Genomic DNA, 16,337 nt, shown 5'->3' with positions numbered 1-16,337 from the left:
AATTCCCACACACTCCGGCGCTTGCGGTCAAATTCGAAGTCTTCATCCGGCGGTGCGGAAGGTGAAGTTGATGCGTTGCTCGCCCAGTCTCGGGTGAAGGCCGTCCTTGATCGGCAATACGCCGTGATAACGCAGGCGATCCACGCCACCCCAGACCACGATGTCACCATGCAGCAGAGGGATGCGCTGGCTTTTGTCACCGCGTGCAAAGCCGCCGAACAGGAACATCGCCGGCAAGCCCAGCGATACCGAAACGATGGGGGCTGCGTAGGCATGTTCGTCCTTGTCTTGATGCAATGACATTTTTGCCCCGGGGATGTAGCGGTTGATCAGGCAGGAATCGGGCACAAAGTCGCTGAACCCCGCAGCCTGCGCCGCCGCTTGTGCCAGCTGGAAAAACACCTCGGGCATTGTCGGCCAGGGCTGACCGGTCTGGGGATCGTGACGGGTGTAGCGGTATCCGTTGCGGTCCGTGGTCCAGCCAAATGTGCCACAACTGCTCAGGGCGACCGACATGGTAAAGCCGCCGGGTGTGACCATCTGCCGAAACGGCGCGGCCTCCAGCACCATCTCAAGCGCGGGCAGCAAACGCTCGAGCCAGGGCAGAGCGAAGCCTCTGAGCACCCAGGATTGTTCGCCGATCTGCTCGCGCCTGGGCTCTTGCTCGGGCTCTGCATCGGCAAACAGATCGAACGTCAGCGGATTCATGGGCTCATGTCGCATCGTGAAAGATGATTCCAAGGGTATGCCGCTTGCCGCTGTGCAGGCGACTCACGCCGTGGCGCAGGGTCACGCGGTAGTAACCGCGAGTGCCTTTGACCGGCCGCTGGTTGACGGCAAAGACCAGCCCGTCACCTTTCTTCAGATCGATGACCATCGGCCGTGACTGCATTCGCGGGCGTTGTTCAGTCATGACAAATTCGCCACCGGTGAAGTCTTGATCGGGGTCCGACAGCAGAATCGCCACTTGCAGCGGGAAAACCTGCTCACCGTACAGGTCCTGATGCAGACAGTTGTAGTCCTGCGGACCATATTGCAGCAATAAGGGTGTCGGACGGTTCTGACCAGCGGCATGACAGCGCTCGAGGAAGGCGGGATGAGTGTCAGGAAAACGCTGCGGCAATCCCATTTGTTCATGCCAGCGATTGGCGATCGGCGCCAGGCGCGGGTAGAGCGCGCTGCGCAAGCGCGCCACAAGGTCCGGCAACGGGTAGCTGAAATACTTGTACTCGCCGCGGCCGAAGCCGTGACGAGCCATCACCACGTGCGAGCGAAAGGACTCGGTCCGGGGGTACAGGGCGCTGACCTGATCACAAGCCTTGTGGCTCAGCAGTGAAGGGATGACGGCGTAACCGTCCAGGTCAAGTTGCTGTTCCAGCCGGGGCCAGTCCAGCCGGTCCAGATATTGCTCGCTCATTGCCGGGCCTCTAGTGATTGAGGTGCCCAGTCTGCAAGACTTGAATGCAGCAGGCACTCCGGCGCTTGCGGTCGAACTGCGAACGGGAGCCGACGTCCATTGTCGCTCCGGATTGCGTTACAGCGCTTTGCTGACGCTGATTTCGCTGATGACGTCGTCCGGTCCATGAATGGCATCCAGCGCCGCTTTGGCTTCCTCTGCGGTGCCGTGTTCAAGCTGGGCGAACTCGAAACGGCGCTCACCGTTGAGTTTGTATTTGATGACGTACTTGGTCGTTTGGGCCACGGTCGTATCTGCCTGTCTTGTGTTTCGGGTTTGCCGGTCAGCTCAGTTTCGTGCTGGAACGGCGAATGATTTTGATCGAATGCGTCAGGGTGGGCTTGCGCGTCACGCTGATAGCGCGGCGGTTGACAGTGTCGATCGTGATGTTCCAGAAACCGGTGCTGGGGGCGGTGATGCGCGCCGGAAACGTGTCGAATGCACCGCCGTGATAGGTGTGACGGCCGCCATTCTTGAAGCTGCGGAAGTTGGCGTCGTTCATCAAACGGATGTTGCACATTTGGGAGCATTGAATGACGACGATGTCGTCTTCATTGAGGTGCTCGCGCTGATGGATAAATTTCATGGGGCGCCTCCAGAAGGGCTTTTTCTACAAAATCAAAACGATAGCATGGGCGATGGGCGCAGTTTATCAGCCCGAAGGCCTTATTATCCGGCTGCTTCGACAATTAAAAACGCTAATTTCACCTTTGATGAGCGATAAAGCAGTTTGCCTCGGAGAAAAAACGCATCTGCGTTGTCCGAGCCTCTTTATCGGAGGTTTTGTATGAAGTGGGGTTTGTGGGTTGTTGCGCTGGCGGCATTGGTGAGCGGTTGTGCGAACGTCTCTGACATCAACGAGTCACTGCCGACCATGAGCGTGATTTCTGGCAAGAAACCCCATGAATATGCGCAATGCCTCAGCGAAAAACTGGCCGACAGTCGTGGTGCCTTGCAAATCGAGCCGCACAAGGATGGCCTGCGTGTGATCGTGCCGCTCAAGTATTCCACGGGGCCGTCAGCCGTATTCGACATTGAAGAGCGCTCGGGCGGCAGCAGCATCAAGCTGCACGAGAGCATGTCCAATGTCCCGGTGCGTCCAAAGGATGTACAGAAGGCTGCCACCGAGTGCATTTCCGGCTGATAAACTATCGACCCACAGCACCGATGCCGCCAAAGCCTGTTTTTGGCGGCATCGTCATTTCTGGAGTCGACTATGAAACGAGAGCAGGTCCGGGAGCGCCATGCAGAGGGACTTATCTCTGCCACCCATGTGATCCAGAATCCGGCGGAGCTGGGGGAATGGATCGTGTTTTTCAAGAAAAGCGCCGGGCGCAGCTATTTCCTGGTGGATGACAATGACGAAGTCGAGTCCTTCGGCAAGCTCGACGATTTGATCGAAACAGTACGTGGACTCGGGATCAGGTTCGCCGAGATTCATCTGTAGGGCCGGGCCCCTTATTTGCAGACCACCACGACGCTGCGGTTCTTGTAATTGCCGATATCGGCGCCGAGGGTTTTCTCACTGACCTTGAGCGCTGGCGTGCCGTCGGTGCCGACGATCCGGTAGCCGGTTCCTGCACAGGAGGCATCGGCCTTTTCGTAGCATGCGGCCCAGGAATTCGCCTCTCCCGAGCAATCGATCGTCAGACCCTGCTCTCCGTTGCCCAGGTAGGTTTCTTTCGACGTTGCGCAGCCGCTCAGGGCCAATACTGCTAGCAAAGGCAAAACTTTATTCATGGTTTGATCATCGTCAGTGGGGTGGGCTAAGGCTGAGACAGCGCCGGATTCAAAAGGTTATAGCCAAAGGCCACTTCTTTTCGTTATCCAGCAAAAAGGTTCTTCACACATTCCCGGGAAACTGTAGGAGCCAGCCTGCTGGCGATGGACTCCAGTGCGCCGCGTTTATGCAGGTTCACACGCGTTATCGTTAACGACCATCGCTGGCAAGCCAGCTCCTACAGGAGACCGCGTTCGCGTCGAAAACGAAGTGACCTCTAAACCAGTGAAAGAACCATAAAAAAGCCCTGCGCCATGGCAGGGCTTTTCGAGAGGAGCGTCGATCAGCTCTTGTCCTTGCCGCGTCGCTTGGGTTCCGGGTGCTCAAGCTCCAGCACCGAGGCCACTTCGATTGCCAGGGCTTCGGAAGGGAAAGGCCCGGCGATATTTTCACCGGCGACGCTGGCCACCCACCATTGGCCGTCTTTCACCTTGTTGATCAGGAATCCGTTGACGCTTTTTGCTTCCGACATCTATTTGCCTCGTTGTCTGGTTCAATCGCGCCATGATACCGGCAAACGCACGCAACGGGTGCCGATGAGCGTATGGTGATGGGTTTCGGGCGGTAGAAGGCCGTGCATTTGCGCCAGTCTCTGCTATGCATAAGAGGCTGTGCAATCGCCTGTGCAACCTCGCAGGGAACTATCCGCCAGAATAATTCTCTATGTTGGCATCAGTTAGCCAGCGCGGGGGCATTGTAAGGTGCACGCCGCCTGATTAGACTGCGCCGAAACTCGTACACACAGCCCTTTCAAGGACTTATATGATCAAGAAATGCTTGTTCCCAGCAGCCGGTTACGGTACTCGCTTCCTGCCAGCGACTAAAGCCATGCCCAAAGAAATGCTGCCGGTGGTGAACAAGCCACTGATCCAGTACGGCGTCGAAGAAGCACTGGATGCCGGCTTGACCGAAATCTCCATCGTCACCGGCCGCGGCAAGCGTGCCCTGGAAGACCACTTCGACATCAGCTACGAGCTGGAAAACCAGATCAAGGGCACCGACAAGGAAAAATACCTGGTCGGCATCCGCAAGCTGCTCGACGAATGCTCGTTCTCCTACACCCGTCAGACCGAAATGAAAGGTCTGGGCCACGCGATCCTCACCGGCCGCCCGCTGATCGGCGACGAGCCGTTCGCCGTGGTACTGGCGGATGACCTGTGCGTCAACCTCGAAGGCGACGGCGTGCTGACCCAGATGGTCAAGCTGTACAAGCAGTTCCGCTGCTCGATCGTGGCCATCCAGGAAGTCGATCCGCAAGAAACCAACAAGTACGGCGTGATCGCCGGCGAGATGATCCGTGACGACATCTACCGCGTACACAGCATGGTTGAAAAGCCAAAGCCGGAAGACGCACCGTCGAACCTGGCCATCATCGGCCGCTACATCCTGACCCCGGACATCTTCGACCTGATCGAACAAACCGAGCCAGGCAAGGGCGGTGAAATCCAGATCACCGACGCCCTGATGAAGCAGGCCCAGAACGGCTGCGTCATGGCCTACAAGTTCAAGGGCAAGCGTTTCGACTGCGGTGGCGCCGAAGGCTACATCGAAGCGACCAACTTCTGCTTCGAGAACTTCTACAAGACGGGCAAGGCTTATTGATAGCGCTTGAACCGCTTGTATTGAATTCACCTTCTCAGGTTGTGTAACAACAATCAGATGAAGGTCCAGGTAAACGCCCCGACTTGTTCGGGGCGTTTGCTTTTGTGCGGGCTCAAGTACACAGGGGGGGGCGAGAAGGTAGGCATCGCCTGACATCCATCGGTAGGCGTTGCGAAAGAAAATCCTGATTTGTTAATTGCAGGGGCAAACGATGATTGTTGCGGTTAAAAACCTCTGTATTAAATGGGATTTACCAGAGTTGGCTTGCTCGGCGTGACTAATGTCAGGTCAAGGGCACGCTTAAAGTCGCTGGGGTTTATGAGGAAATGGAGTTTCGTGAATGGCGTTAACAGGAGGCGTGACCCTAAAACGGTGGTTGGCTCTGAGCGTACTGATGCTGCCTGTACTGCTGGTAACAATTGACAATACAGTGCTTGGATTCGCATTGCCAAAAATTGCCGAGGCCCTGCGTCCGAGCGCTAGCCAGCAGTTGTGGATGATTGATGCTTATTCGCTGGTATTGGCGGGGTTGCTGGTATCGATGGGGAGTGTGGGAGATCGGGTCGGTCATCGTAAGTTGTTGTTGGTCGGGTCCTTGGGTTTTGCGATTGTGTCGGTGTTAACCGCGTATTCCGATACCGCCGCGCAACTGATTGCCGGGCGAGCTTGTATGGGCGTTTTCGGTGCAATGCTGATGCCCTCGACGCTGGCGTTGATACGTTCGGTGTTCGAGGACCGAGAAGAACGCAGGCTCGCAGTCGCGATCTGGGCGACGACGTTGACGGTAGGTTCGGCACTCGGTCCTTTGGTGGGCGGGGTGTTGCTGGAATTCTTCAGTTGGGGGTCGATTTTCCTGTTGGCGGTGCCCGTGTTGGTGCCACTGCTGGTGCTGGGGCCACTGTTGTTGCCCGAATCCGAGCGCGATGCTTCAGGACCGTTGGATCCGATAAGCATCCTGCAATCGATGGTAGCCCTTGGTGCCATTGTTTATGGCATTAAGCACAGCGCCAGTAATGGTAGCGACTGGATGGCGCTGACAGCATTTGCAGTAGGCGCAGTTGCGGGATGGATGTTTGTGTTTCGACAGTTACGTTTGCCAGTGCCGCTGATGGATCTGAGTCTGTTTCGTAGTGGCGCCTTTAGCGGCTCTGTCGCGATCAATTTGATGAGTCTCGCGTTTCTCGTCGGCTTCGTATTCTTTACCACTCAGTTCCTGCAGATCGTTCTTCAGATGTCGCCCTTGAGTGCTAGCCTCGCGTTGGTTCCTGGTCAGGTTATGGCGATTATAGTGGGGATGGCGGTCGTACCAGTTGCTCGGCGATTACAGGTGCATGTGCTGATACCGATTCTGATGGCTTTTGCTGGAGCGGCGTTTTTGCTGGTCGCCAGTATGGGCAGTAGCCTGACCGTTCTGGTGGTGGCTTTTGCCTTGCTGAACATTGGCGTGGGCGCGATCGCGACGGTGTCCAATGATGTGATTTTGTTAGCCGCACCACCGGCAAAGGCGGGCGCTGCGTCGGCCATTAGCGAAACGGCCTATGAAGTAGGCGTAGTTCTGGGGACGACAGTGCTAGGTGGTGTCGTCACCGCCTACTATCGCGGTGCATTGCAGCTTCCGAGCTTCCTGAGCGAAGTGCAGATGATGCTGGCGAGTGAGACGCTGTCTGGCGCCTATCATGTGGCGGCAGACTTGTCGGGTGATCAAGCAAGGGAATTGATGGTGCAGGCGGGAAGGGCATTCGAAGGTGGAATCGGTTTGGTTTCGTGGGTGACGTTCGGCTTGGCACTCATGGCGATTTTGATTGCTTGGCGCACTTTGAAGACACCGAAAACGCAATCCGCAGAGGGGCATTGATCGAAAACGAAGATTGGGTCGCGTATCGCCCGGCCCGAGCATTTCAGCACAATGCTTGCTCAGCGGCTGTCCGCAGGTATGCTGTTGGCCTGCCGAGGAGATTGAAAATGGCCTACGATTTTGACCTTTATGTGATTGGTGCCGGTTCCGGCGGTGTGCGGGCTGCGCGGTTTGCCGCCGGGTTTGGCGCGAAAGTGGCGGTGGCCGAGAGTCGCTACCTGGGCGGCACCTGTGTGAACGTCGGTTGCGTACCGAAAAAATTGTTGGTCTACGGTGCGCACTTCGCCGAGGACTTCGAGCAGGCATCCGGTTTTGGCTGGAGCCTGGATGAAGCGCAGTTCGACTGGGCGACGCTGATCGCCAACAAGGACCGCGAGATCAATCGCCTCAATGGCATTTATCGCAACCTGCTGGTCAACAGCGGCGTGACCTTGCATGAGGGGCACGCGAAGATCGTCGATCCGCATCAGGTCGAGATCAATGGCGAGCGCTTTACCGCCAGGAACATCCTGATCGCGACCGGTGGCTGGCCGCAGATTCCGGAAATTCCGGGGCACGAGCATGCCATCAGTTCCAACCAGGCATTCTTCCTCAAAGAGCTGCCAAAGCGGGTGCTGGTGGTGGGCGGTGGCTACATTGCGGTCGAGTTCGCCGGGATCTTCCATGGTCTGGGTGCCGAGACCACGTTGCTGTACCGCGGCGAACTGTTCCTGCGCGGCTTTGACGTTTCCGTGCGCAAGCATTTGCAGGAAGAATTGACCAGGCGCGGCATGGACCTGCAATTCAACGCGGACATCGAGCGCATCGACAAGCAGGCCGATGGTAGCCTGAAAGTCACGCTCAAGGACGGCCGCCAGCTGGAAGCCGATTGCGTGTTCTACGCCACCGGGCGTCGTCCGATGCTGGACAATCTCGGGCTGGAAAACACCGGGGTCAAACTCGACAAGAAGGGTTTTGTCGAGGTTGATGAGTTGTATCAGACCGCCGAGCCGTCGATCCTGGCGCTGGGCGATGTGATCGGTCGTGTTCAGCTGACACCGGTCGCACTGGCTGAGGGCATGGCGGTTGCGCGACGCTTGTTCAAGCCTGAGCAGTATCGTCCGGTGGATTACAAGATGATCCCGACGGCTGTGTTCAGTCTGCCGAACATTGGCACCGTCGGCTTGACCGAAGAAGAGGCCCGCGAAGCCGGCCACGACGTGCAGATCTTCGAAAGCCGCTTCCGGCCAATGAAGCTGACCCTGACAGAATGCCAGGAGCGCACGCTGATGAAGCTGGTGGTGGATGCCAAGACCGACAAGGTATTGGGTTGCCACATGGTCGGCCCGGAGGCCGGTGAAATCGTCCAGGGCCTGGCGATTGCCTTGAAGGCCGGCGCCACCAAGCGCGACTTCGACGAAACCATCGGCGTGCACCCGACGGCCGCCGAAGAGTTCGTCACCATGCGCACGCCGGTCGCCGGTTAATCGTCCTTCGCTGCGTCTGCCGCTGCCGCAAGGGTTGCGGCCAGACGTACGCGTTCTTCCAGTTCCGTCCGGATCCTGGTCAGTTCAATTTCCAGTGACTTGTTGAGCTGCGACTGCTCATCGACGTTTTGCTTGAGTGCCTGACTTTCCAGCAGGGCGACGCGCAGGCGTTCCTGGAGGAGGGTGCGCTCGCCGTCGACGCGGGTGGCCTGCTCCAGCAACTGATCCTGACGGGTATTGCTTTGCTTGAGCTGTTCCTGCAGCAGGCTCAGCTCGCGCAGGGTGCCGCGGTTTTCAGTCAGCAAGCGTTCGTTGTCGCGGTGCAACTGGGTGATTTCATCCTGGCGTACCAGTGCGCTTTGTTGTGCCTGGCGCAGTTCCATCTGTAGCTGTTGCACCTGGCCTTCGTGGCGACTCATTTCCTGTTCGCGCTGTTCCTTGACCGCATTGCGGTAGTGCTCCAGTGCGTCGCGAGTGTGCAGGTGCTTTTCCTCAAGGGAACGGATCTGCTCGTCCTTGTCTTTCAAACGCAATTCGAAATCGGCCAGCGCCTGGTTCATCCCGGCGTTACGGGTTTGCTCCGTTTGCAGCGTGGTGCGGGTTTCTTGCAGGGCCTCGGATTCCTGTGTCAGTGCCAGGCTCTGGAACTCGTATTGCTGGTGCAGTTCGCTGTTGGCCTCTTGCGCTTCGCTGAGCTGATTCTCCAGCGCCTTGCGTTGTTCCTCGTACTGCGTGCGCGCCTGGTCGATGGGTTCCTGCGCCTGCTCCTTGAGTCTTTGGGCGAGCCGCGCCACTAGCGCCATCAGTTCGTCGTCAATCGGTTCCGCTGGCGCTTCGACCGTCTCGGTTCTGTCATCGAGCTCTTTGAGGTAGCGATGAATCGTGGTTTTCGAGCCGGTATTGCCCATTTCGATCCGTACGGCATCGATGCTGGGGTTTTCGCCACGGGCGAGGATCGCCAACCGAGCGGCTTGCACCACCGCTTTATTTACACCGCCGCGTGCCATGAGATCTCCCGGGTTTTGTTTATGTGGTACGTACCACGTAAATACACATTGTACCATTCAATGAAAAAAGTTAAATGCTGAATCTATTTAACACGGGATATACTGGTATTACCCCGTGTGATACGCCAAGTACCGGTTTTTGACCTGTCAAAGCGGTATGAATTCAAGAGTTGAGCCCATGACTGAACTGGATCGTTACCTGCAAGCCGCGACTCGCGACAACACCCGTCGCAGCTATCGGGCAGCCATCGAACACTTCGAAGTCACGTGGGGCGGGTTTCTGCCGGCAACCGGCGACAGCGTGGCGCGCTACCTGGTGGCGCATGCCGGGGTGTTGTCGATCAATACGCTGAAGCTGCGCTTGTCGGCCTTGGCGCAGTGGCACAACAGCCAGGGTTTTGCCGACCCCACCAAGGCGCCGGTGGTGCGCAAGGTGTTCAAGGGCATCCGCGCGCTGCACCCGGCCCAGGAAAAACAGGCCGAACCCTTGCAGCTTCGGCATCTGGAACAGGTGGTCAGTCGTCTGGAGCTGGAAGTGCAAACCGCAAGGACCGAAGGCGACCGACCGGGGTTGTTGCGGGCCCGGCGCGACATGGCGTTGATCCTGCTGGGCTTTTGGCGCGGCTTTCGCAGCGACGAGTTGTGCAGGCTTCAGGTTGAACACGTGCAAGCCAGCGCCGGTTCCGGCATCAGCCTCTATCTGCCGCGCAGCAAAAGTGATCGCGACAACCTCGGCAAGACTTATCAGACGCCGGCCTTGCAGCGTTTGTGCCCGGTGCAGGCCTACATCGACTGGATCACCGAAGCGGCACTGGTGCGTGGGCCGGTGTTTCGTGGCATCGATCGCTGGGGGCATCTGAGTGAGGAAGGCTTGCACGCCAACAGCGTGATTCCCTTGTTGCGCCAGGCGCTGGAGCGCGCAGGCATTGCCGGCGAACTCTACACCAGCCATTCCTTGCGCCGCGGCTTTGCGACCTGGGCGCATCAAAGTGGCTGGGATCTGAAGTCGCTGATGAGTTATGTGGGCTGGAAGGACATGAAGTCGGCCATGCGCTACATCGAAGCCAGTCCGTTCCTCGGGATGGCGCGCCTTACGGAAAAGCAGATCGAGTCCTAGAGATCGTTTTCTTCTATAAATAGAGCCGGCTAATAGCGAAAGCCAATCAGCGGCATCAGGTTTGCCAATGAGCCAACCGTCCGTCGAGTGGGTAAAGTTCTCTCCATCAACTTCTTAACCCCTGACGGAGAGTCAACGATGCCTATCATCAACAGCCAAGTTAAACCGTTCAAAGCTGATGCATTCAAGAATGGCGACTTCGTAAAAGTCTCGGACGCTGACCTGAAAGGCAAGTGGTCTGTCGTGTTCTTCTACCCGGCCGACTTCACCTTCGTCTGCCCGACCGAGCTGGAAGACCTGGCTGACAACTACGACGCCTTCCAGAAGCTGGGCGTCGAGATCTACAGCGTTTCCACCGACACCCACTTTGCCCACGCTGCCTGGCACAACACTTCGCCAGCCATCGGCAAAATCCAGTACACCATGATCGGCGACCCGACCCACGCCATCTCCCGCAACTTCGACGTGCTGATCGAAGAAGCAGGCCTGGCTGACCGTGGCACCTTCGTGATCAACCCGGAAGGCCAGATCAAGATCGTTGAACTGAACGACGGCGGTGTAGGCCGTGACGCTTCCGAGCTGCTGCGCAAGATCAAGGCAGCCCAGTACGTCGCCGCTCACCCGGGCCAGGTTTGCCCTGCCAAGTGGAAAGAAGGCGAGGCCACTCTGGCGCCGTCCCTGGACCTGGTCGGCAAGATCTAAGTCTGTGATCGCTCCATCAGGGCGGAACTCCGCACCTACTCGGTAAGCTGCACCGCCCAATAAAAACGCCCGGGCGAGATTCGCTCGGGCGTTTTTTTATGCCTGCTTTATATGAAACAGCAAAAAGGAAATCGCCCGTATGTTGGACACCAATCTTAAAGCCCAGTTGAAATCGTACCTGGAACGGGTCACCCAGCCGATCGAGATCGTTGCTTCCCTCGACGACGGTGCGAAATCCCAGGAAATGCTCGAACTGTTGAAAGACGTTGCCAGTCTTTCCACCCAGATTACTTTGCTCGACAACGGTGATGATGCACGCAAGCCATCGTTCTCGATCAATCGCCCGGGAGCCGACATCAGCCTGCGTTTTGCCGGCATTCCGATGGGCCATGAATTCACTTCGCTGGTGCTGGCCTTGCTGCAGGTCGGCGGTCATCCGTCCAAGGCCAGTGTCGAGGTGATCGAACAGATTCGCTCGCTCAAAGGCGAGTTCAACTTCGAGACTTACTTCTCGCTGTCGTGCCAGAACTGCCCGGACGTGGTCCAGGCGCTGAACCTGATGGCGGTGCTCAATCCGAACATTCGCCACGTCGCTATCGACGGTGCACTGTTCCAGGCTGAAGTCGATGAGCGCCAGATCATGGCAGTCCCAAGCATCTACCTCAATGGTGTGAACTTTGGTCAGGGCCGCATGGGCCTGGAAGAAATCCTCGCCAAGATCGACACCAGTGGCATTGAGCGTCAGGCCGAGAAAATCAGCGCCAAGGAAGCCTTTGACGTATTAGTGGTCGGCGGTGGCCCGGCCGGTGCTTCGGCGGCCATCTATGCGGCCCGCAAAGGCATTCGCACCGGTGTCGCGGCCGAGCGTTTTGGTGGTCAGGTGCTGGACACCATGGCCATCGAAAACTTCATTTCGGTTCAGGAAACCGAAGGGCCGAAACTGGCCGTGGCGTTGGAAGAACACGTCAAGCAGTACGACGTGGACATCATGAATCTGCAGCGTGCCGACAAACTGGTGCCCGGCAAAAATGGCGAGCTGCACCAGATTCACTTCGCCAGCGGTGCAACGCTCAAAGCCAGGACCTTGATTCTGGCGACTGGAGCGCGGTGGCGTGAAATGAGTGTCCCGGGCGAGCAGGAATACCGCAACAAAGGCGTGGCGTACTGCCCGCACTGCGACGGCCCGCTGTTCAAGGGCAAGCGCGTGGCAGTGATTGGCGGCGGTAACTCCGGCGTCGAAGCGGCCATCGACCTGGCCGGTATCGTGTCCCACGTCACGCTGCTGGAGTTCGACGTTCAGTTGCGCGCCGATGCGGTGTTGCAGCGCAAGTTGCACAGCCTGCCGAATGTCACCGTGATCACCAGTGCGCAAACCACTGAAGTCACCGGCGACGGTCAGAAGGTCAACGGCCTGCGTTACAAGGATCGTCAGAGCGACGAAGTGCGCAGCGTGGAGCTGGAAGGGATCTTTGTGCAGATCGGTTTGCTGCCCAACACCGATTGGCTCAAAGGCACCATCGAGCTGTCACCCCGTGGCGAGATCATAGTCGATGCGCGCGGTGAAACGTCGGTGCCGGGTGTGTTCGCCGCCGGTGACGTGACCACTGTGCCGTACAAGCAGATCGTGATCGCGGTGGGCGAGGGCGCCAAGGCTTCGCTAAGCGCCTTCGATCACCTGATCCGCACGTCCGCCCCGGCATAAAACCCGGCGCTGAAAACATAAAACCCCATGAGCGATCATGGGGTTTTTTGTGTCTTGCACATTACCGATGTGGGAGCGGGCTGGATGATCTCGACCCAGTAGGCGTCCGGGTCCTTGATGAATGCCAGGCTCTTCATGCGGCCATCGCTCAGGCGTTTCTGAAAATCGCAGCCCAGCGCTTCAAAGCGCTCGCAGGCGGCGACGATGTCCGGCACCGAGATGCAGATATGGCCGAAACCGCGCGGATCGGTGTTGCCATTGTGGTAGGCGAAGTCCGGGTCGTTCTCTGTGCCATGGTTGTGGGTCAGTTCCAGAATGCCAGGGATCGATTTCATCCACTCGGTGCGCGCGGCGGTATCGGCCGGGATCTGGTTTTTGTCGACCAGCGCCAGGAAATACAGGCTGAACTCGGCTTCCGGGAAGTCGCGTTTTTCCACCAGGGTAAAACCCAGGACGCGTGTGTAGAAGTCCAGGGACTTGGTGATGTCCTTGACCCGCAGCATGGTGTGGTTGAAGACAAATTTCTGCGTAGCGGTGTCCGGTTGGGCGGTGACGCCGGGGAAGGTGTTCAATTCGTGCAGGCTCATGGGCCCTCCGGGAAATATGTGGGCTAACGAATGGTGACAATGATACGCAAGGGTTCGGACATCACCAAACCCAAACAGTCGGCTATTGCCTGACAGCCGGCCTGGGCCCAGACTTTACGGCTTGATCCGTGAGTGCCGATTGCAATGATCCGATTCCGTAACCTGCTGTTTATCCTGCTGAGCGTGTTTTCGCTGGTGGGCGTTGCTGGTGCCGATGCGCCAGTGGTGACCTGGCCGCAAGGCTGGCAGATCGAAGACGTCCCTGATTCAGCGTCGGGGGTCAGTCGCCAGCGGGCGGTGAAAAATGATCAGGATGGATCGCCGCTTCTGGTGATGGAGCTAACCATGAGTCCGGTGCAAAGCGATCATCAGGTAAACCTCGAAGGCGTATTGCTGGAGATGCGCAAATCAGTTCAAAAAGACTTCTTTCAGGGTGGGTATCAAAGTGTCTGCACACGAATTCATTCGACTACCTTGAGTCGATTGGCCGCGCTGGAAACAACCTGCACTGTCACGCAAAACGGCAGGCATGTGCTTTCGCAAACATTGGTGGCCGCGGTGGATGCCGATAAAGCCTATGTTTTTTCCTACGCAGGGCAGGCCGAGGCTTATAAGGCGAGCCAGGATGAAATAGACGCAGCCCGTAACAGCTTGAAACTTTAGTTGGCGACAGTGCTTTTTCGATGCATGAAAAAAATTTTAGATATCAAAATGGATTAAGCACAAAGTAGTCGGGGGCAGGTAGTTGACTTGTGCTCGCCGCGGGCATTTAGAGAGCCCATGAAAAAGCCCTGCATAAGCAGGGCTTTTTTGTCGCCGCGAGAGTTAGCCGCGCAGCCAGGAGTCGACGGTGGCTGCACCGTACTGTTCTTTCCAGGCTTTCAGGCCGCGGTGATTGCCGCCCTTGGTTTCAATCAGCTCGCCGGTGTGCGGGTTCTGATAAACCTTGACCACACGAGCGCGGCGGGTTTTCGGTGCTGCTTGCTGCAGGCCGGATTTTGCCGGGTTCGGGTCGAGAATGGCGATGATATCGCGCAAGCTCTTGCCATAGGTTTTCATCAAGCCCTGGAGCTTCTCTTCGAATTCGATTTCTTTCTTGAGCCCGGCATCGTTCTTCAGGGATTCCAACTGCTTGAGCTGTTCTTGAAGGGCCTTTTCGGCTGCACGAAATTCAGCGAGTCTGGACAATATCTTTACTCCAATAGTGTGTTTGGCTGATACCAACCGCAAACAAAGCTATAAGCCAAGAGCCTTGAAGCGACTCGGTGATAGTGGCTCACCTGCCAAATTAGCGCAGGCAGGAAAAATTGTAGTAGTTAATTGGCCAAGAGTAAATCCTGTCTTTTTCTTCATGTAACGGCAGTAGTGTTTTGATTCAAATTTATGCCTGTGGTCGTTGTTTTATCGATTAAATTTTCGAGTTAATGGTCGCTTAATGCACTAATGAATTCCGCCCCGGACATGGGTTTGCCGAACAGATAACCCTGCAGGAAGTTGACCTGACGAGCGCTGAGGTAATCACTCTGCTCAGGGGTTTCGACACCTTCGGCCACCAGGGCAAGGTCGAGTTTGACGGCCAGGTCGATGATGCTGTCGAGGATGTGGCTGGAGAGGGTGTCGATGCCGATCATGGCGACAAAACTCTGGTCTATTTTCAGGAAGTCGACATTGAACTGCCGCAGGTAGCCAAGGCTTGAGTGGCCCGTGCCGAAATCGTCGATGGCGATCTTCACGCCCAGTTCGCGAAGTTGCTCGAACAGTTGCAGGGTGATCGCCGTTGGCTCGATCAGTTCGCGTTCGGTCAGTTCCAGTATCAGGTAGATCGAGCCTGGCTCGAACGCATCGAGGAACTCGCGGCAATCCTTGACCAGGTCCAGGTCCTGACAATGGCTGGCGGTAATGTTGATGCCAATGTGAAAGGGTTTGTTGAATCCGGCGGATTGAGGCGCGAGCAGGGCGGCGGTTTGTCGCATGAGCGAACGGGTCATCGGTACGATCAGTCCGCAGTGCTCGGCAAACGGGATGAACAGGTCCGGACGCACCAGGCCTTCCTTCGGATGTTTCCAGCGCATCAGCACTTCAGCACCGGACCAACGTTTGCTGTCGCCATGCACCACGGGCTGAAAATACGGAATGAACTCTGCGGCTTCCAGTGCCCGTTGCATTTCCTGGGTGGGGGCCGATGAGCGCTTTTGCAGGAAGTGACCAATTGACCCGGCAATCACACCGAAGAAAATCAGCAGACTGAACAGGGGGGGATACTCGCTGCTCATGTATCGCCAGGTTTCGCCTTTGGGGAAACCTGCCTCCACGGCAAAGGCATAGCGTCCGGAAGTCAAGCGGCTCTGCGCAACGGGTAGTTCAGGCACGGCACCTGTGTGAACCTTGGCATCGGCGGACATCCAGTGCGGGCCAACCTGCAGCACCAGCAAGGTCTGGCGGCCGATCAAGCGCAGAACGTTGCCCAAGTGATAACCATAGAGGGTCGTCAGCGCGCCTTTTTTTCCTTCGCTCAGGCGGTACACCAGCAAGGACGCGTTGGGCGTCACCGGATTGCCGCTCATGAGCCACAAAGCGCCCTGAGTGTAGTCGCCGGGGCTGACCGTCTCCTGATAGTCGCCGAACAGCGAACTGCAATAGAGGTTGTTATCCCACACCAGACTGGTCGAGCGCACGAATGGGCGGCGGGTGACCTGTTCGCGCAGCGCCAGATTGACCTCGCCGCAACTTTGGCCGGCCATCGGCAGCAGTTCGCGAGCGGCTTGAGCGGCGTTGTCGAGCATAAAGTCGAACTGACGAACCGCTTCCTCGGCGGTTTGTTCGGTGTCTTGCTTGAGCGCACGCCCTGCCTGCATGTAAAGAATGATGGCCCCGAGCAGCACCGGGAGCAATCCGCTGATCAGGGTGACAGCAATTTTCGTGCTGCGACTGCGGGTTTTGGCTTTCAGCGGCATTCGCGAATCCCGTCACGAAGAAGTAAGGCTCTCAACCACTGGCAGGGCAATACGCCTCCCATAAAGAGTTCGGGTAATGGCCATGATAGTTGGCCCCAGGCGGTTACGC

20 protein-coding genes are annotated in these 16,337 nt (G+C 57.4%); 10 read left to right on the top strand and 10 right to left on the bottom strand.

All coding sequences use genetic code 11. The features are described from left to right. Positions 1-42: 42 nt before the first annotated feature. The 4 genes from alkB to KW846_RS07415 all read right to left on the bottom strand — a co-directional run bounded on the left by alkB (position 43) and on the right by KW846_RS07415 (position 2,042). Entirely contained in the window at positions 43-723 is a 681-nt protein-coding gene (alkB, locus tag KW846_RS07430; RefSeq protein WP_218481808.1) for a DNA oxidative demethylase AlkB, read from the bottom strand. Continuing rightward, a complete protein-coding gene (locus KW846_RS07425; RefSeq protein ID WP_218481807.1) occupies positions 713-1,417 on the bottom strand; it encodes a 2OG-Fe(II) oxygenase in 705 nt (234 codons plus the stop codon). Before KW846_RS07425 ends, alkB begins: the two co-directional genes overlap by 11 nt. A gap of 117 nt (positions 1,418-1,534) precedes the next feature. Continuing rightward, entirely contained in the window at positions 1,535-1,702 is a 168-nt protein-coding gene (locus tag KW846_RS07420) for a hypothetical protein (protein WP_178076716.1), read from the bottom strand. A 37-nt stretch (positions 1,703-1,739) separates the two neighbouring features. Further along, on the bottom strand, positions 1,740-2,042 hold the full coding sequence (locus KW846_RS07415) for a DUF1883 domain-containing protein (protein WP_007912251.1): 303 nt from the start codon (positions 2,040-2,042) through the stop codon (positions 1,740-1,742). On the opposite strand from KW846_RS07415, the gene KW846_RS07410 reads away from it, so the two are divergent. The 3 genes from KW846_RS07410 (at position 2,041) to KW846_RS07400 (ending at position 2,903) form a co-directional block, all read left to right on the top strand. Continuing rightward, entirely contained in the window at positions 2,041-2,247 is a 207-nt protein-coding gene (locus KW846_RS07410) for a hypothetical protein (protein ID WP_162130290.1), read from the top strand. The genes KW846_RS07415 and KW846_RS07410 overlap by 2 nt on opposite strands. Then, positions 2,244-2,600, top strand: coding sequence for a hypothetical protein (locus KW846_RS07405; RefSeq protein ID WP_007975953.1), 357 nt, complete (start codon positions 2,244-2,246; stop codon positions 2,598-2,600). The genes KW846_RS07410 and KW846_RS07405 overlap by 4 nt, the downstream gene beginning before the upstream one ends. A 72-nt stretch (positions 2,601-2,672) precedes the next feature. Further along, a complete protein-coding gene (locus tag KW846_RS07400; protein ID WP_007975952.1) occupies positions 2,673-2,903 on the top strand; it encodes a hypothetical protein in 231 nt (76 codons plus the stop codon). Between the two features lie 11 nt (positions 2,904-2,914). On the opposite strand, the gene KW846_RS07395 is transcribed toward KW846_RS07400, so the two are convergent. Both KW846_RS07395 and KW846_RS07390 read right to left on the bottom strand, forming a co-directional pair. Continuing rightward, complete coding sequence (locus KW846_RS07395) at positions 2,915-3,196, bottom strand: hypothetical protein (RefSeq protein ID WP_007975951.1); 282 nt, start codon at positions 3,194-3,196, stop codon at positions 2,915-2,917. A gap of 323 nt (positions 3,197-3,519) precedes the next feature. Continuing rightward, positions 3,520-3,708, bottom strand: coding sequence for a hypothetical protein (locus KW846_RS07390; RefSeq protein WP_007975950.1), 189 nt, complete (start codon positions 3,706-3,708; stop codon positions 3,520-3,522). 290 nt (positions 3,709-3,998) lie between these two features. Here KW846_RS07390 and galU point away from each other — a divergent pair, with 290 nt between their 5' ends. From galU to gorA, 3 genes are all read left to right on the top strand, one after another. Then, complete coding sequence (galU, locus tag KW846_RS07385) at positions 3,999-4,838, top strand: UTP--glucose-1-phosphate uridylyltransferase GalU (protein WP_102702148.1); 840 nt, start codon at positions 3,999-4,001, stop codon at positions 4,836-4,838. A gap of 340 nt (positions 4,839-5,178) precedes the next feature. Further along, entirely contained in the window at positions 5,179-6,693 is a 1,515-nt protein-coding gene (locus KW846_RS07380) for an MFS transporter (protein WP_218481806.1), read from the top strand. A 107-nt stretch (positions 6,694-6,800) separates the two neighbouring features. Next, positions 6,801-8,159 (top strand): glutathione-disulfide reductase, encoded by a 1,359-nt coding sequence (gene gorA, locus KW846_RS07375; RefSeq protein WP_218481805.1) that lies wholly within the window; start codon positions 6,801-6,803, stop codon positions 8,157-8,159. Here gorA and KW846_RS07370 read toward each other — a convergent pair. Beyond that, entirely contained in the window at positions 8,156-9,166 is a 1,011-nt protein-coding gene (locus tag KW846_RS07370; RefSeq protein ID WP_218481804.1) for a DNA-binding protein, read from the bottom strand. The two genes, gorA and KW846_RS07370, sit on opposite strands and share 4 nt — an antisense overlap. A 178-nt stretch (positions 9,167-9,344) precedes the next feature. Between KW846_RS07370 and KW846_RS07365 the strand changes: the two genes are divergently transcribed. The 3 genes from KW846_RS07365 (at position 9,345) to ahpF (ending at position 12,687) form a co-directional block, all read left to right on the top strand. After that, positions 9,345-10,283 (top strand): site-specific integrase, encoded by a 939-nt coding sequence (locus KW846_RS07365; protein ID WP_218481803.1) that lies wholly within the window; start codon positions 9,345-9,347, stop codon positions 10,281-10,283. A 138-nt stretch (positions 10,284-10,421) separates the two neighbouring features. Continuing rightward, positions 10,422-10,985: an alkyl hydroperoxide reductase subunit C gene (gene ahpC, locus KW846_RS07360; protein ID WP_007975937.1), complete on the top strand. Its 564-nt coding sequence runs from the start codon at positions 10,422-10,424 to the stop codon at positions 10,983-10,985. A 139-nt stretch (positions 10,986-11,124) separates the two neighbouring features. Next, positions 11,125-12,687 (top strand): alkyl hydroperoxide reductase subunit F, encoded by a 1,563-nt coding sequence (ahpF, locus tag KW846_RS07355; RefSeq protein ID WP_218481802.1) that lies wholly within the window; start codon positions 11,125-11,127, stop codon positions 12,685-12,687. A gap of 35 nt (positions 12,688-12,722) precedes the next feature. Here the strand turns inward: ahpF and gloA are convergent, their stop codons facing one another. Next, on the bottom strand, positions 12,723-13,274 hold the full coding sequence (gene gloA / locus KW846_RS07350; RefSeq protein WP_218481801.1) for a lactoylglutathione lyase: 552 nt from the start codon (positions 13,272-13,274) through the stop codon (positions 12,723-12,725). 144 nt (positions 13,275-13,418) lie between these two features. Between gloA and KW846_RS07345 the strand changes: the two genes are divergently transcribed. Further along, positions 13,419-13,937, top strand: a complete 519-nt coding sequence (locus tag KW846_RS07345; RefSeq protein ID WP_218481972.1) for a DUF4946 domain-containing protein — start codon at positions 13,419-13,421, stop codon at positions 13,935-13,937. A gap of 162 nt (positions 13,938-14,099) precedes the next feature. Here KW846_RS07345 and KW846_RS07340 read toward each other — a convergent pair whose 3' ends face one another. Both KW846_RS07340 and KW846_RS07335 read right to left on the bottom strand, forming a co-directional pair. Beyond that, positions 14,100-14,462: a histone-like nucleoid-structuring protein, MvaT/MvaU family gene (locus KW846_RS07340; protein WP_008065377.1), complete on the bottom strand. Its 363-nt coding sequence runs from the start codon at positions 14,460-14,462 to the stop codon at positions 14,100-14,102. Between the two features lie 233 nt (positions 14,463-14,695). Beyond that, positions 14,696-16,228 (bottom strand): EAL domain-containing protein, encoded by a 1,533-nt coding sequence (locus KW846_RS07335; RefSeq protein ID WP_218481800.1) that lies wholly within the window; start codon positions 16,226-16,228, stop codon positions 14,696-14,698. Positions 16,229-16,337: the final 109 nt, after the last annotated feature.

Source organism: Pseudomonas sp. PDM32 (genome assembly GCF_019219225.1).
GTDB classification, from domain to species: Bacteria; Pseudomonadota; Gammaproteobacteria; order Pseudomonadales; family Pseudomonadaceae; genus Aquipseudomonas; species Aquipseudomonas laurylsulfatiphila.
The sequence above is the reverse complement of the archived record's forward strand: the minus strand, read 5'-3'. Positions and strand labels throughout refer to the sequence as shown.